15 protein-coding genes are annotated in these 14788 nt (G+C 44.9%); 13 read left to right on the top strand and 2 right to left on the bottom strand.

The window, feature by feature from the left end; all coding sequences use genetic code 11:
- Positions 1-6 precede the first annotated feature (6 nt).
- Positions 7-489 (top strand): dihydrofolate reductase, encoded by a 483-nt coding sequence (locus SporoP17a_RS01105; RefSeq protein ID WP_083031152.1) that lies wholly within the window; start codon positions 7-9, stop codon positions 487-489.
- Between the two features lie 9 nt (positions 490-498).
- On the opposite strand, the gene trhA is transcribed toward SporoP17a_RS01105, so the two are convergent.
- Positions 499-1134, bottom strand: coding sequence for a PAQR family membrane homeostasis protein TrhA (trhA, locus tag SporoP17a_RS01100; protein WP_083031149.1), 636 nt, complete (start codon positions 1132-1134; stop codon positions 499-501).
- Between the two features lie 81 nt (positions 1135-1215).
- On the opposite strand from trhA, the gene SporoP17a_RS01095 reads away from it, so the two are divergent.
- From SporoP17a_RS01095 to SporoP17a_RS01050, 10 genes are all read left to right on the top strand, one after another.
- Positions 1216-2052, top strand: a complete 837-nt coding sequence (locus SporoP17a_RS01095) for a DegV family protein (protein WP_083031147.1) — start codon at positions 1216-1218, stop codon at positions 2050-2052.
- A gap of 25 nt (positions 2053-2077) precedes the next feature.
- Positions 2078-2881 carry a GDSL-type esterase/lipase family protein gene (locus SporoP17a_RS01090; RefSeq protein ID WP_083031144.1) on the top strand — a complete coding sequence of 268 codons (804 nt, stop codon included), beginning with the start codon at positions 2078-2080 and terminating at the stop codon, positions 2879-2881.
- Positions 2882-2889: 8 nt separating this feature from the next.
- Positions 2890-3462, top strand: a complete 573-nt coding sequence (locus SporoP17a_RS01085) for a YpmS family protein (RefSeq protein WP_083031142.1) — start codon at positions 2890-2892, stop codon at positions 3460-3462.
- A gap of 13 nt (positions 3463-3475) precedes the next feature.
- The gene (gene msrA / locus SporoP17a_RS01080) at positions 3476-4006 is read left to right on the top strand and encodes a peptide-methionine (S)-S-oxide reductase MsrA (protein ID WP_083031139.1); all 531 of its coding nucleotides are present in this window, start codon (positions 3476-3478) and stop codon (positions 4004-4006) included.
- Positions 4003-4428: a peptide-methionine (R)-S-oxide reductase MsrB gene (msrB, locus tag SporoP17a_RS01075; RefSeq protein ID WP_083031136.1), complete on the top strand. Its 426-nt coding sequence runs from the start codon at positions 4003-4005 to the stop codon at positions 4426-4428. The genes msrA and msrB overlap by 4 nt, the downstream gene beginning before the upstream one ends.
- 15 nt (positions 4429-4443) lie before the next feature.
- Positions 4444-4668 carry a YozE family protein gene (locus tag SporoP17a_RS01070; protein WP_083031134.1) on the top strand — a complete coding sequence of 75 codons (225 nt, stop codon included), beginning with the start codon at positions 4444-4446 and terminating at the stop codon, positions 4666-4668.
- 78 nt (positions 4669-4746) lie between these two features.
- The gene (gene deoD, locus SporoP17a_RS01065; protein WP_083031131.1) at positions 4747-5451 is read left to right on the top strand and encodes a purine-nucleoside phosphorylase; all 705 of its coding nucleotides are present in this window, start codon (positions 4747-4749) and stop codon (positions 5449-5451) included.
- Positions 5452-5526: 75 nt separating this feature from the next.
- A complete protein-coding gene (locus tag SporoP17a_RS01060) occupies positions 5527-7023 on the top strand; it encodes a lmo1851 family serine protease (protein WP_083031128.1) in 1497 nt (498 codons plus the stop codon).
- 64 nt (positions 7024-7087) lie between these two features.
- On the top strand, positions 7088-7987 hold the full coding sequence (locus tag SporoP17a_RS01055; protein WP_083031126.1) for a CobW family GTP-binding protein: 900 nt from the start codon (positions 7088-7090) through the stop codon (positions 7985-7987).
- Positions 7988-8165: 178 nt separating this feature from the next.
- Positions 8166-8819 carry a CAP domain-containing protein gene (locus tag SporoP17a_RS01050; protein ID WP_083031123.1) on the top strand — a complete coding sequence of 218 codons (654 nt, stop codon included), beginning with the start codon at positions 8166-8168 and terminating at the stop codon, positions 8817-8819.
- Between the two features lie 445 nt (positions 8820-9264).
- Here the strand turns inward: SporoP17a_RS01050 and SporoP17a_RS01045 are convergent, their stop codons facing one another.
- On the bottom strand, positions 9265-10620 hold the full coding sequence (locus SporoP17a_RS01045) for an MATE family efflux transporter (protein ID WP_083031121.1): 1356 nt from the start codon (positions 10618-10620) through the stop codon (positions 9265-9267).
- Positions 10621-10705: 85 nt separating this feature from the next.
- Here SporoP17a_RS01045 and SporoP17a_RS01040 point away from each other — a divergent pair, with 85 nt between their 5' ends.
- Together SporoP17a_RS01040 and SporoP17a_RS01035 are read left to right on the top strand one after the other, a co-directional pair.
- On the top strand, positions 10706-11779 hold the full coding sequence (locus tag SporoP17a_RS01040) for an undecaprenyldiphospho-muramoylpentapeptide beta-N-acetylglucosaminyltransferase (protein ID WP_083031118.1): 1074 nt from the start codon (positions 10706-10708) through the stop codon (positions 11777-11779).
- 186 nt (positions 11780-11965) lie between these two features.
- Positions 11966-14776: a 2-oxoglutarate dehydrogenase E1 component gene (locus SporoP17a_RS01035; RefSeq protein ID WP_083031116.1), complete on the top strand. Its 2811-nt coding sequence runs from the start codon at positions 11966-11968 to the stop codon at positions 14774-14776.
- The last annotated feature ends 12 nt before the right edge of the window (positions 14777-14788 follow it).

Genomic DNA, 14788 nt, shown 5'->3' with positions numbered 1-14788 from the left:
CATACAATGATTTCATTATTAGTGGCACATGACCTAGGTCGAGTGATCGGCAAGGACAATGAAATGCCGTGGTATATTCCGGAAGAACTCCAATATTTCAAAGAGAAAACGATGGGCAAGGCGATGATCATGGGACGTAAGACGTTTGAATCGATTGGTCGTCCGTTAAAAGGTCGATTGAACATCGTCATGACGCGTAACGAAGACTACGAAGCGGAAGGCGTAACAGTCGTTCATGATATGGACAGTGCCGTGAAGCTCGCGAAAGACTATGCGGATGAAGTAATGGTCATTGGTGGCGCGGAGATTTTCAAGATGTCGATGGCAGATGATGCAGACAGACTGTATGTGACGGTCATTGAGAAAAATTATCCGGGTGACACGTTCTTCCCAGAATATGAAGAGGAGTACGTGTTAACCAGCAAGTCTGAACCGCATTATGCGCAAGACGGCACCGCCTACACATACCAAATTTGGGATAAAAAATAACGTTCTTCTCTAGACATAGAGAAGAACGCTAAAGTACATCGATGCGCTGCCTGCCATCACGAACAGGTGCCAAATTGCGTGGTTATACGGTACACGGCGCGACATGAAGAAGTACGCCCCCGCTGTATAGAACAAGCCACCGATTACGAGCAACGAAACGCCTTGAGTAGGCAGTGCGTTATATAATGGTTTAATCGCCAACACGATGAGCCAGCCCATCATGAGATAAAGGGCAAGCGATAGTTTGGCAAAGCGATGAATATAAAAGATCTTGAACAAGATGCCAAACACGGTCAATCCCCAGATGATACCGAATAACGTCCAGCCGAGTGCCCCTTGTAAGGTCACCAATAAAAATGGCGTATACGTTCCGGCAATCAATACATAAATGGCGGAATGGTCGAGAATAGCAAAAAACGATTTCAGTTTAACCGGCATACTATGTAGTAGTGTACTTGCAAGGAATAGTAACAACATGGACACGCCAAAGATCGTGTAGCTCGTTATGGCGATTCCGGTGCCTTGTTTCACGCCTTTTACAATCAGCAAGACCAGCGCAGGTATGCTGAGTAAGAATCCGATGGCATGCGTGATCGCATTCCAACGTTCTTCGTGCAGATTCTTATAATCGAATGATTCTTCCATTCTAATCGCACCTCCTGCAACACACTATACCAAAAACAGCGAAAAAAATCGCAAAAGCCACACGCGAAGGAGATAGAAATCATGAAAAAAATTCATATTGTCACGGATTCCACTGCAGATTTAACGGATGAAATGATTGCTCAACATAATATCCATGTTGTGCCTTTAACACTGATCGTCAATGACAAGTCGTATATTGACGGTGTAGAACTTCAGCCGGCTGAATTTCTCGACTTGATGCGCGACGCAAAAGAATTACCAAAAAGTTCACAGCCGGCAGTCGGTGTATTCCAAAACCTCTATGACGAACTGGGTGCGGATGGGTCGCAAATTATCTCGATCCATATGACCGGCGGCATGAGCGGTACAGTAAAATCGGCGGAAACAGCAGCTCATGCGTCAAGCGCTGACGTTACGGTCATCGACTCGATGTACATTTCACACGCCCTGTCTTTCCAAGTGCTTGAAGCATGTCGACTGGCCGAAGAAGGCAAGACGGTAGAAGAGATTGTAGAAGCAATTGAACATGTACGTAAAAGCTCTTCTTTATTCGTCGTACTGGATGTTCTAGATAATATGGTCAAAGGCGGACGTATCGGCAAAGGGAAAGCGATGTTAGGTTCCTTGATGAACATTAAGCCTATTGCGTCACTGAAGGATGGGGTCTATACACCGGTCGCGAAAGTGCGTAGCCATAAACAAGTAGTCTCGTATTTGTTTGATGAGTTTAAGAAGGAAACAGCAGGGAAAGTAATTCGTAGTGTCGGGATCGCGCATGCGAATGGTCTGGCGATGGCAGAACCACTTAAAAATAAGATTGAAGAAATGGGCATCCACGTGATGCTGACATTTACGACACCGATCGTGAGTACCCACACTGGAGAAGGCGCAATCGGATTTATGTATTACACCGAGTGATACTAACTACAAAGGATATGACATTATGAGAAGAATGCTAGTGCTAGGTCTCGTCTTTTCATTGTTCTTAGCAGGGTGCCAAGCCCCATTCAGCAAAAAAGAGACGACGCTTGCAGAACGTGAAAATGTTGCGTTCGAACCGTTCGTTGTGCCGGAAACATTTATCCCAAAACGCGTAAACGTCTTAGGGCTAGGTGATTCATTGACACAAGGAGTCGGAGATGAACGCAAAGAAGGCGGATATTTCGGCCGATTGACGTCGGATATGGAACAATGGAAAGGCGTTATGGAAGTAGACGCTGTGAACTTAGCGAAACGCGGACGGCGCAGCGACCAGTTTTTAAAACAATTGCAAGATGAAGAAGTGCAAGAAGCAATCATTCAGGCAGATTATATCGTCTTTACGATTGGCGGCAATGACATTATGAAAGTCGTCAAAGGGAATTTAATGCAGATGAAAATGTCTGATTTCTATAAGGCGCTTGGTAAATTCGAAACGAGAATTGAAGAGTTGTTTGAAATCTTGCGTCTGTATAACCCGGATGCACCAATTATCGTGGCGGGTCTTTATAATCCGTTCTCCGTCGTAACGGACGAAGTACAAGAGTTCGAAGACATTATCGCGGACTGGAACCGCTCGATAGAAGAACAAGTGGAACAAGACGGCATGGCTTGTTTTGTTCCTGTGAAAGATTTATTTAATTCGAATGAAAACTTGGTTTATCACACAGACTTCTTCCATCCGAACAGTAAAGGGTATGATTTGATGGAGAAGCGTTTTGTAAGCGAAATTAAAGGCTGTTCAGCGGTTGACTTGGAAGTGGAGTGAAGTACAATATGAATATTTGGAAAGTAGCGTTTTTCAGCCTGGCGGGCATAGTGGCGGCAGCGCTTGTAGGACTCATGATTCTCATCAGTGGCGCGACCGCTTCTCCACCTCTCCCGGAAGATACAGCGGTAAACGAGACAGGTTACACGTTGGCACTGAATACAACCAAAGAGAATTTTGAAGGAATTGCGAATACGTATATACGAAAGGCCGTAAAAGGCACGTTACCAGTAGAGCTAGAAATGCGTGACGACGTATTGTTGACATCTGAACTTACGGTATTCTCGCATACGTTACCGCTTGCGATGCATTTTGACCCAGTCGTACGGGAAGACGGAAACTTAATTCTTAAACAATCGTCCATGGAATTAGGACAGTTGAATATTCCACCTTCTACGGTACTGAAATTACTCAAGAGTTCAGTAGAGCTTCCGTCATGGATGATCGTCCGACCGAAAGAAGAGGAAATTTTCATCGATTTAAAAGATTTGCCGATCTCAGGTGACGTTCAAGTGAAGGCAAAAGAAGTGAATTTAGCAAAAGATGAGATTATATTGGAAGTATTGATACCGAAAAACTAAGGGGGCAATTACTATGGCAACACAACGCGCAACTTTCGCAGGCGGATGCTTCTGGTGTATGGTCAAGCCGTTCGACCAATACGATGGAGTACATTCCGTCACGAGTGGCTATACTGGCGGACATACGGTCAATCCGACGTATAAAGAAGTTTGTACCAATACAACGGGCCACCGAGAAGCCGTGGAAATTGAATTCGACGATCGCGTCATCAGTTACGAAGAGCTATTGACTATTTTCTGGCAAGTAATCGATCCGACTGACGCAGGCGGCCAGTTCCATGACCGTGGCGAATCATATAAGTCCGCGATCTACACTCACTCGGACGAGCAACAGCAAGCAGCAGAACGATCAAAGCAAGCTTTACAAGATAGCGGCAAGTTTAGCGCACCGATTGTGACAGATATATTCCCGGCAACAGAGTTCTATCCAGCCGAAGAATATCACCAACAGTATTATGAAAAGAACCCAGACCACTACGCTCGTTACACGGTTGGATCAGGACGCGCAGGATTTATCGAAAAAAATTGGGGGAATCATTCATGAAAAAAGACTTACGTACTGAATTAACTGAGATGCAGTATCATGTGACGCAAGAAAGTGGAACAGAGCCACCGTTTCGTAATGAATATGATGCGCACTACGAAGACGGAATCTATGTAGACATCGTGTCAGGCAAACCGTTATTTAGCTCCAATGATAAATACGACGCGGGTTGCGGATGGCCAAGTTTCACGAAGCCGATTGAAGCGGTGGAAGTAACCGAGCATTTCGATACGACTCACGGTATGCGCCGCACGGAAGTACGCAGTAAGACAGCAGATTCTCATTTAGGACATGTCTTCCCAGACGGACCACAAGAACAAGGCGGATTGCGTTATTGCATCAACTCCGCAGCATTGCGCTTCGTTCCGGTAAGTGACCTAGAAAAAGAAGGCTATGAAGAATACAAAGGGTTATTTGAGTGAAGGAAGGTGACGACGATGGATCGATCCTTTTACCATTTTGCGCTACGTTATCGTGGTGGTGGAAAAGATGATGTAAAGGCGTTGTTTGCAGATAGGATGTACCTGGATGCCGGTTTCCCGAAGGACGAAGAGGATTTCGATTCATTGTCACGTTACGTCGAGGACATGGCGGACGATCATTTACGTTCCACTACCTTTGATGAAATATACGCAATCTATCAAGAGCTTTGCAGTAGGTGAATGGCGAGGGTTTCATTGCATCTCGCCATTATTCACTGTATGATAATAACAAATTAGTGAAATGAGGCTGAAAATAAGATGAGCATACATATTGATGCAAAAGCAGGCGATATCGCAGAAACGGTTCTTCTGCCAGGAGATCCATTGCGCGCGAAGTATATCGCAGACACATTTTTAGAGGACGTCGTACAGTATAACGAAGTGCGTAACATGTTTGGGTTTACCGGAACATATAAAGGCAAACGTATTTCCGTACAAGGTACTGGAATGGGCGTTCCGTCTATTTCTATTTACGTAACCGAGTTAATGCAAGAGTTTGGCGTTCAGAAATTGATCCGTGTAGGAACATGTGGTGCAATTCAAAAGGACGTGAAAGTACGTGACGTCATTCTTGCACAAGGTGCGACCACCAACTCTTCACTAAACGACGTAACATTTGGTCCCATTCGCTTTGCGCCGATTGCGAACTTTGACTTATTGATGAAAGCGTATCATGCAGGGAAAGAAAAAGGCTTGCATTTACAAGTAGGCAACGTCTACACAGAAGACTTCTTCTACAATGAAGACGCACAGCACGAAAAACTAGCGCGACACGGCGTATTGGCAGTGGAAATGGAAGCGGCAGCACTGTATACACTAGCCGCTCGCTATGGTCGTCAAGCACTCGCTGTCCTGACGGTAAGTGACCACATCCTTACAGGTGAAATTACTACGTCTGAAGAACGTCAAACGACATTCAACGAAATGATCGAAGTCGCGTTAGATGCAGCAATCGCTGACTAATTGAATAGATAGAAACTTGTAATAGACCGCTCTGGGTAGCGGTCTTTTGCAGGGATATGGAAAGTAGGGAAGACAATGAACGAAAACGATTCGCACGAGAACGGGAAACCACAACCGGAAGCGCCAAAACCTACTCGCTTTATTCGGATCAAACCGTTTTCTCTGATCATGCTCATTTTTTTCCTTGTGCTAGCGACAGCCACCGTTACCTTTGTTGCACTGACAGTCGGAGACGAAAAAGTAGTTGAAGTCGTCAAACCCAACCAAGTAGGTACGGAACGAAAAGAGTTCAAGAAACTATATGAGGCATACGATCAACTGAAAGAAAGTTATTTTGACGATGTAGACGATCAAGTCGTTATCGACGGCGCGATCAACGGAATGGTCGATTCATTAGGCGATCCATACTCCGATTATTTAAATGAAAAAGAAGCCAAGCAATTGAATGAAAGCATTTCTTCTAGTTTTGAAGGAATCGGTGCGGAAATTCAAGAATCGAATGGCTATATTAGCATCGTATCACCGATCAAAAATTCACCTGCTGAAAAAGCGGGGTTACTACCGAACGATACCATACTATCCGTAGATGGTGAAAGCATACAAGGCATGTCTTCATCGGAAGCGGTATTGCTGATCCGTGGAGAAAAAGGATCAACGGTGACATTGTCTGTACGCCGTGGAGAGAAATCGGATCCGTTTGACGTAAAGATCGTCCGTGACGTCATTCCGATCAATACAGTCTACGCAGAAATGCTCGACGACCACATCGCACATATCAACATTACATCGTTCTCTGAACATACGTACGAAGAATTACTCGAAGCATTGAATGAAATGACCGACCAAGGCATGGAAGGCGTACTCATTGACGTGCGTCAAAATCCAGGTGGCATCTTAAGCGGGGCAATTGATATTTCCGACTTGTTCGTTCCAGACGGCAAGATTCTGTTCCAAACAGAAGAAAAAGGCAAAACACCCGAAGCGTATCCTTCGTCTGACGGACAGAAAGTAACGGTTCCCGTCGCGTTGATCGTAGATGAAGGCAGTGCGTCTGCGTCTGAGATCTTAGCGGGTGCATTAAAAGAGTCTGCGGGTATTCCGATTGTCGGTGTGAAGACGTTTGGTAAAGGTACCGTTCAAACACCGACTCAATTACCAGACGGCTCCAACTTGAAATTGACGACAGCGAAATGGCTAACCCCAGACGGCAACTGGATCCACAAAAAAGGGATCGAGCCTGACGTCAAAGTGCCATACCCTCCGTATGCGTCACTGCCGTTCCTGGATTCATCTGAAGAGATGAACGAAGGTCTCGTCTCTCCGTCTGTACAAGCAGCTGAGGAGATGTTAGAAGCAGTAGGGTATGATCCGGGAGAAGTAGACGGTCTCTATGACACGAATACAGCAGAAGCCGTTAAAACATTGCAAAAAGATTTATCACAAGAACCAACAGGCATCTTGACTGGCGATACAACAGTCGGCTTAATGCAGAAATTACGGGATAAGATGAAAGAAGATGACCCGCAATTGCTGAAAGCGAAAGAAGTCGTGTTAAAAGAAATCAACTCATAATCACAGAACCACGCGTCCAGCAATCGTTGGGCGCGTGTTCTCTATGGAAAAGGATGATCCACACATGATAGATGTATATTTACTCAGCGGCTTTCTCGGAAGCGGCAAGACGTCGTTACTCGTAAATCTAGTAGACCAAGTAAAGGAATCCGGTAGACAGCCAGCGGTATTGATGAATGAATTCGGCGAACTGAACATCGACAGTCAAATCGTCGAGGACGCAGGAGAAGTACCGTTAAAAGAGCTGCTAAACGGCTGTATTTGCTGTACGGGTGCGGAATCCACAGAAGCGCAATTACAAGGCTTACTAGCAGATTACCCGGAGATTGACGTATTGTTCATAGAAACGACCGGTGCAGCTCACCCCGTCGAAGCGTTAGACGCCGTATACTCGCCGTTATTCGCGGAGAAATTGGACGTCAAGGGAATTGTTACCGTAGTCGATGCCAAGCGCTGGATCGACCGTGACAAGCTCTCACCACGTATACAAGCTTTATTCCTCGAACAAGTTCGCCACGCACACTTTATGGTGCTCAATAAAACGGATTTGCTGACGGCTAATCAATTGGCGTTCGTGACGATGCAAGTGACACAATTTAATAGCCACGCACCGCTCGTCCAGACAGTTAACGCGAAAGTCGATTTTAGCTATGTCGAGAAGATGGTCAATGTGGCGGCACCGAAACAGCCGGTCGCAACAGGTAGTGGGTTGCCGCTCGCTTCGAAAGTATTGTCGTTTGACACACCGATCAACCAACAACATTTTGAAGACTGGGTGCGCACATTACCCGATAACGTCTACCGAATGAAAGGCTATATCCAACTAGAAGGTTCTCGGTACTCGCATTTATTCCAATATGCATATGGCATGGTCAACTGGATACCGGAATATATGCAAATTCCTTCTAAATTGGTGATCATCGGGGAGCAACTCACGGACATCGAATATTCGCCAAAAAACTAGTTGTCAATAGCTTTTTATTGGTAAGTGTCTTCTCCACTGGGCAAAGTTGCTAATTATATCGTTCTCAAACTCTCATTTCATAGCTTCGAAGAGTTTGTTGGACAAATTGGTTAGAATAACCAATAACTCTCCTTTTCTTTGACGTTATGCTAGGTTGCGTGGAAAAGGAGGGACCAAGATGAAAAAACCGTTAGCACTCATCTTATTAAGTTCAGCTATTTTATTGCCTACTCATGCAGCAGAGGCAAGCACGACAAATCAGGTACAAAATCACACGTATAAGTGGAATGTACCGAGCCAGCAGGTATACTCGTATTACTGGGGCAACTACCACTACCAGAAACCGCAGCAACGTCCGGTAGCGAAACCGACACCGCCTGCACAACGACCAACTCAACCAACTCAACCAGTGGAGAAACCACAAACAAACAAACCAGCACAGCAGACTGCGAATGTGTCCGCTACAGAGCAAGCCGTATTAACTTTGACAAATGCGGAACGTACGAAGGCAGGACTCAAGCCGTTACAGATCGATGCAGCTTTACAAAAATCTGCAAAACAGAAATCGGCAGATATGGCAGCAAATAATTATTTCTCTCATACGAGCCCGACATACGGTTCCCCGTTTGATCAGATGAAGCAAAATGGTGTTACATACCGTTCTGCAGCCGAGAATATTGCGATGGGTCAGCGCAGTGCACAAGATGTCGTGAAAGCTTGGATGAATTCAGCTGGACACCGTCAAAATATCCTGACGCCTGGCTTTACGCATATCGGTATTGGGTATGACGCGAATGGCCATTATTGGACACAACAATTTATTCAGAAGTAAGGCAAGTGAGGCTAACGGATTGATTTCCGTTAGTCTTTTTTTAATGGCGAGAGTTTGAGATTTCATTGGCGTAATAGACTGGGATAGTTATCCTATTTATGTTACGTGCGTTTGAGGTCTGGATTGTGAGGGATATATGAGGTGATGAGCGGATACAGGTCATTATAGAGCGCTTGGTGAAATGTATGAGCGGTCTCGGACTCTGATCGAGCGGTTAGTAGTTGCTATAGAGCACGTAGAACGTCGTTATGAGCGGATACTGACTGTCATAGAGCGGTTACCCCGTATCATAGAGCGCTTAACAATGAACATAGAGCGGATACAGATGGACTATGAGCGCATAGACGAAAAAAATGAGCGGAACTCGTACAGCTCTCACTCACTTCACTTCATTCGCAAAAAAAGGCCGATGGAATCAAAACACCATTGGCCTGTACACAACATATTATTGAACTTCACGATACTTATTCTGTATATAGCGTAATCTAAACGATAGAATGACCGCGCCTACCGATAGACCCACAATGAGGCCAACCCAGTAGCCGTATGCGTCTAGTTCGGTATAGCGGGCGAGAACGAATCCAGTTGGCAGTCCAATGAGCCAGAACGACACGACGCCAACTAAGAACGTCATCGTCACGTCTTTATAGCCACGCAGTGCACCTTGGATCGGAGCTTGCACAGCATCTGACAGCTGGAATAGTGCAGCGTAGACGAAGAAGTGCACAGCCAATGTAATAATCGCTGTGTCCGTCGTATACATAGAAGCAATCGACTCACGGAACGTCAGTAATATGAATATGGATAAGAAACTGAAAATAACCGCAAATGCTATGCCAAGATACGTATATTCCCGTGCGTCTTTGGCTTTATTCGCACCAATGGACTGACCGACTAGTATTGTCGTCCCCATCGACACGCTTAACGGTACCATATAGAGAAGCGACGTGAAATTAAGGGCAATCTGGTGAGCCGAGATGACTTGTGCGGTATAACTACTCATCAACAATGTTACGACAGAGAAGATACTCGTCTCTACGAAAATAGATAAACCGATCGGCACGCCAATGAATAAAATTTCTTTCCATTTGCTAAAGGAGATTCCTTGCCAACCCCTAAACAGCGTATACTCCTTGAAGTGGCGGGACGACCAAGCAATCAGTACCGCTATGAAGAATACGAGCCAATACGTAAAGCCAGACGCATACCCTGCACCCGCACCCCCTAGTTCTGGGAAACCGAAGTTGCCGAAAATCAATAGATAGTTCAATGCAATATTGATCGGTGCGGACAACAGAATGATGAACATCGAGACTCGGGTTGCACCGAGTGCGTCAAAAAATGAGCGCAGTACGGTATAGGCCATGAGTGGAACTAATCCGATACTCATGCCAGTCAAATAGGCGGATGCTACTTCTATAACTGGCGCATCGAGAGGCATTCTAGTAATGGCAGGTAGCACAACCCAATGGATCAGCACGAAAATGATTGCCGAAAGAGCGAGAGATACGTATAATGCTTGCTGGACAGTAGGGCGGACATCATTTCGATTCTTCGCACCAATTTGCTGTGCGATAATAGGAGTCAGGCCCATCAAAATTCCAGAAAGGCCAGTATAGACTGGTATCCAGAAGGAACTGCCGATGGTCACGCCTGCTAAGTGGAACGTGTCATAGCGTCCCGTCATGAGAATATCGAAAAACGACATCAGATAAAGCGCGACTTGCGTAATGACAATAGGAATCATGATTTTAATGAAAATGGACGTTTTGTGTTGCAATGTTTTCGTTGTTGTAGTCATAGTTTTGATTTCCTCTACTAATTTTTTCGTTTTAACTAGTGTAGCATGAAATACAGTAGGTAACGCATAGGGAAGGATGGAAAGAATGAAGCAACCGGTAGTGGTATTAACAGGTGGCGGTACAGCGGGACACGTATCCGTCAATCAAGCGTTAATTCCTGTGTTTTTGGATAAAGGATATAGTGTGCATTATATTGGTTCCCATGAAGGGATCGAAAAGGAACTGATCGCAGAAGGTCATCCGGAAGTGGAGTATCATGCGATTCAAAGTGGAAAGTTACGGCGTTATTTCTCAATGAAGAATTTTACGGATCCATTTCGTGTCGGTGCGGGGACATTACAGGCGCTGGCTATTCTTCGCAAAGTCAAGCCGGAAATTATTTTTTCTAAAGGTGGGTTCGTTTCCGTACCTGTTGTGATGGCGGCTAGACTTGCGAACGTGCCCGTCGTCGTTCACGAGTCGGATGTTACACCTGGTCTTGCGAATAAATTGGCATTGCCGTTCTCTTCGCAAATTTTTACGGTCTTCGAACAGACTTTGCAGTATGTGCCGGCAGCGAAATCGATGTGTACAGGTCCGATCATTCGTCCGGAGTTGTTTACAGGAGATCGGGAAGAAGGTTTACGCAGGGCGGGTCTGAATTCAGAAAAACCCGTTTTCATTATTATGGGGGGGAGTCAAGGCTCCGCCGTATTGAATGACGCGGTGCATAATGAATTGACCGACTTGCTTAAGAAGTATCAAATCATTCATTTATGCGGTAAGGGGAATGTGGTGGAAGGACTCTCGGTGGCGGGATATGTACAGTATGAATATGTCACGGATGCATTACCTGATTTGCTGGCGGCAGCTGACTATGCGGTTTCGCGTGCCGGGTCGAATGCGATATTTGAATTACTTGCAATCCATAAACCGATGTTGCTCGTTCCACTTGCAGCGTCAAAGAGCCGCGGTGATCAACTATTGAATGCGAACTACTTCGCTTCCAAAGGGTTAGCATTGCAAATTGAAGAAGAACAATTTGAAGTACAGTCTGTTACCGAACAATTTGATAGACTCGTGAAGGAGAAAACTCGATTGTTGTCGAATATAGAAAAGACGACAGAACCAAAAACGCCTGAAAAGATGGCGGAATTGATTTTATCGTTCCAAAAATAACAATATACGCAGAGTGCCTTAGCGACGTAGTTTTCCGTGAATTTCAATGGATTACCAAGAACTTCGCAGAAAACTACGCATATTAGGATTAATCCCTTTCAGTTCTAAGATTTGCGTGCTATTATTATGTAGAAGTAGTGAAAATAAACACAACAAGCCAATAGGCAAATGTGGAGGTCATATTACATGTCGAACAATGTGGATTCCCATCGTTCCCCGTATGCTAATTTTTCGGGTCCAAACCTTGGGTATGTAATGGAAATGTACGATCTGTTCAAAACAGATCAAGATGCAGTAGATCCTGACTTAGCAGAGCTATTCAGGAATTTTGGTGCGCCTCAGATGGATGAGTCAGGTCAAGAGGCAGTCGTAGCGCAAGGTTCCCAAACGGATTTGCGTAAAGTTCTTGCCGTTTATTCTTTACTTGAAGCTATTCGTTCTTATGGACATCTTGCAGCAGACATTTATCCATTAAACGATCGACCTAAAGATACATCCCGTCTTGAACTGTCCTATCATGGATTGACAGAAAGCGATCTGGTCGGATTGCCAGCGACTTTGTTCTTGAAAAATGTTCCAGCGACAGTGGAAAATGGATTAGATGCAATGAATTATTTGAAGTCTCTTTACACAGGCTCCATTGCATACGAATTCTCTCACTTGATCGATGAAACAGAACGTAACTGGATTCAATCAAAAATTGAAAACGGCGACGTACAGTCAAAAATGCAAGGGGACGAGAAAAAACAACTTCTTGAGCGTTTGACGAAAATTGAAGGCTTTGAAAAATTCATTCACCGTACATTCGTCGGTGCGAAACGTTTCTCTATCGAAGGTGTGGATACATTAGTCGTCTTAATTGATGAATTAATGCGTCTTTCCGAAGATGCGAAAATGGAAAAAGTGCTAATCGGCATGGCTCACCGTGGACGTCTGAATGTATTGACGCACAACTTATACAAACCATACGAAATGATGTTTGCAGAATTTGCAGGCGTACCTGCTTCACCGTTCTTGCCAAAAGACGGATCTCTTGAAGTAACTCGCGGCTGGTTCGGCGACGTGAAATACCATATGGGTGCTCTTCATAAAGGTAAATCTGGGATGAATCGCTTCCTTGCATACAACCCGTCTCACCTAGAAGTGGTCAACCCTGTAATTACGGGTCAGACTCGTGCTGCACAAGAAAATACGGACAACCCAGGTATTCCAAAACAAGATACTAATAAAGCATATGCGATCTTAGTGCACGGCGATGCTGCGTTCCCTGGACAAGGTATCGTTCCAGAATCATTCAACTATTCCCGCGTTCGCGGTTTCCGAACAGGCGGATCGGTTCACGTTATTGCCAACAACACAATTGGCTTCACGACGGAATATTATGATTCCCGTTCTACACATTATGCATCCGATCCAGCAAAAGGCTATGAAGTGCCTGTATTCCACGTGAATGCAGATCACCCAGAGGAAGTACTAGCTGTTGCTAAACTGGCATTTGAATATCGCCAGGCGTTCGGTAAAGACGTTCTCATCGATTTGATAGGGTACCGTCGTTACGGACACAACGAAATGGATGAGCCACTTGTGACGAATCCAGTGATGTACCACGAAATCCATAAACACCCAACAGTTCGTGAACTTTACGGACAGCGTCTAGTTGAACAAAAGCTCCTAACAGACGAAGAAGTGAAAGAAATGGACAAGTCGGTTATCGCAACTATGCAACAAGCGTACGATCACGTTAAAGAAGAATCAGCAGACGCACCGGAAATTTCAAACGCAACACCGGAAGCGGTACAAGCTGGACTTCCACGTGATCTTGAAACAGGGGTAGCGGAAGATCGCCTTCGCCTAATGAATGAAGAGCTATTGACATACCCAGAAGAATTCACTGTTTTCAACAAATTGGATAAAATATTGAAGCGCCGCCTGGAGCCATTTAAAGGTAAAGGTAAGATTGACTGGGCACATGCTGAGCAATTAGCATTCGGTTCCATCATTCAAGACGGTAAGCCAATCCGCATGTCTGGACAAGATATCCAACGTGGTACATTTGCGCAGCGTCACTTAGTATTGCATGATGAAAAAACAGGTGAAGAACTTGTTCCATTGCATCATATTAGCGGATCCAATGCTTCATTCGTGGCGTATAACAGCCCATTGTCTGAAGCGGGAATCGTAGGTTATGAATTCGGTTATAACTTAGAAGAAGACAAAACGATGTCAATCTGGGAAGCACAATACGGTGACTTCTCGAACATGGCACAAGTGATGTTCGACCAGTTTGTATCTTCAAGTTACTCGAAGTGGGGTCAGCAATCCGGTCTCGTGCTATTGTTGCCACACGCATTTGAAGGACAAGGACCAGAACACTCCAGTTCACGTATTGAACGTTACCTACAACTTTGTGGGGAAAACAACTGGACAGTCGCGAATATCTCCAGTGCTGCAAACTACTTCCACGTATTGCGTCGTCAGTCGAAAATTCTCGGTAGCGAAGCAGAACGTCCGTTAGTTATTGCTACACCTAAGTCTTTACTTCGTCATCCACTAGTTGGAGCAGACGTTGAAGATTTAACAGAAGGTCACTTCAAGACAGTTCTTGAGCAACCTGGCACAGGGAAAAAACCTGAAAAAGTGAAAAAGATCTTGTTTGCAAGCGGGAAGATGGCAATCGACCTAGCAGAGAAGATTAAAGACGGTGAAGGATTCGACTACTTACACGTAATCCGTGTAGAGCAGCTATATCCATTCCCATCCGACAAAATCAAAGAAATTATTGCACGTTATCCGAAAGCAAAAGATTTGGTATGGGTTCAGGAAGAGCCGAAGAACATGGGTACATGGTCATTCGCTTATCCATTCCTAGAAAAACTAGCTGACGGTAAGAATATTTCATACGTTGGACGTATTAAGCGTTCAAGTCCTTCTGAAGGTGACGGTGCTTCTCATAAAAAAGAACAAAATCGCATCATTGAAGAAGCTTTGAAAAAGTGATATAACAAGTAA

The organism is Sporosarcina ureae, from assembly GCF_002082015.1.
Taxonomy (GTDB): Bacteria; Bacillota; Bacilli; order Bacillales_A; family Planococcaceae; genus Sporosarcina; species Sporosarcina ureae_A.
This window is presented reverse-complemented; position numbering and strand designations above follow the sequence as displayed.

Coding starts and splice junctions, on each gene's coding strand:
- SporoP17a_RS01105 (WP_083031152.1), top strand. CDS start 7: ATGATTTCATTATTAGTGGCACATGACCTAGGTCGAGTGATCGGCAAG.
- trhA (WP_083031149.1), bottom strand. CDS start 1,134: ATGGAAGAATCATTCGATTATAAGAATCTGCACGAAGAACGTTGGAAT.
- SporoP17a_RS01095 (WP_083031147.1), top strand. CDS start 1,216: ATGAAAAAAATTCATATTGTCACGGATTCCACTGCAGATTTAACGGAT.
- SporoP17a_RS01090 (WP_083031144.1), top strand. CDS start 2,078: ATGAGAAGAATGCTAGTGCTAGGTCTCGTCTTTTCATTGTTCTTAGCA.
- SporoP17a_RS01085 (WP_083031142.1), top strand. CDS start 2,890: ATGAATATTTGGAAAGTAGCGTTTTTCAGCCTGGCGGGCATAGTGGCG.
- msrA (WP_083031139.1), top strand. CDS start 3,476: ATGGCAACACAACGCGCAACTTTCGCAGGCGGATGCTTCTGGTGTATG.
- msrB (WP_083031136.1), top strand. CDS start 4,003: ATGAAAAAAGACTTACGTACTGAATTAACTGAGATGCAGTATCATGTG.
- SporoP17a_RS01070 (WP_083031134.1), top strand. CDS start 4,444: ATGGATCGATCCTTTTACCATTTTGCGCTACGTTATCGTGGTGGTGGA.
- deoD (WP_083031131.1), top strand. CDS start 4,747: ATGAGCATACATATTGATGCAAAAGCAGGCGATATCGCAGAAACGGTT.
- SporoP17a_RS01060 (WP_083031128.1), top strand. CDS start 5,527: ATGAACGAAAACGATTCGCACGAGAACGGGAAACCACAACCGGAAGCG.
- SporoP17a_RS01055 (WP_083031126.1), top strand. CDS start 7,088: ATGATAGATGTATATTTACTCAGCGGCTTTCTCGGAAGCGGCAAGACG.
- SporoP17a_RS01050 (WP_083031123.1), top strand. CDS start 8,166: ATGAAAAAACCGTTAGCACTCATCTTATTAAGTTCAGCTATTTTATTG.
- SporoP17a_RS01045 (WP_083031121.1), bottom strand. CDS start 10,620: ATGACTACAACAACGAAAACATTGCAACACAAAACGTCCATTTTCATT.
- SporoP17a_RS01040 (WP_083031118.1), top strand. CDS start 10,706: ATGAAGCAACCGGTAGTGGTATTAACAGGTGGCGGTACAGCGGGACAC.
- SporoP17a_RS01035 (WP_083031116.1), top strand. CDS start 11,966: ATGTCGAACAATGTGGATTCCCATCGTTCCCCGTATGCTAATTTTTCG.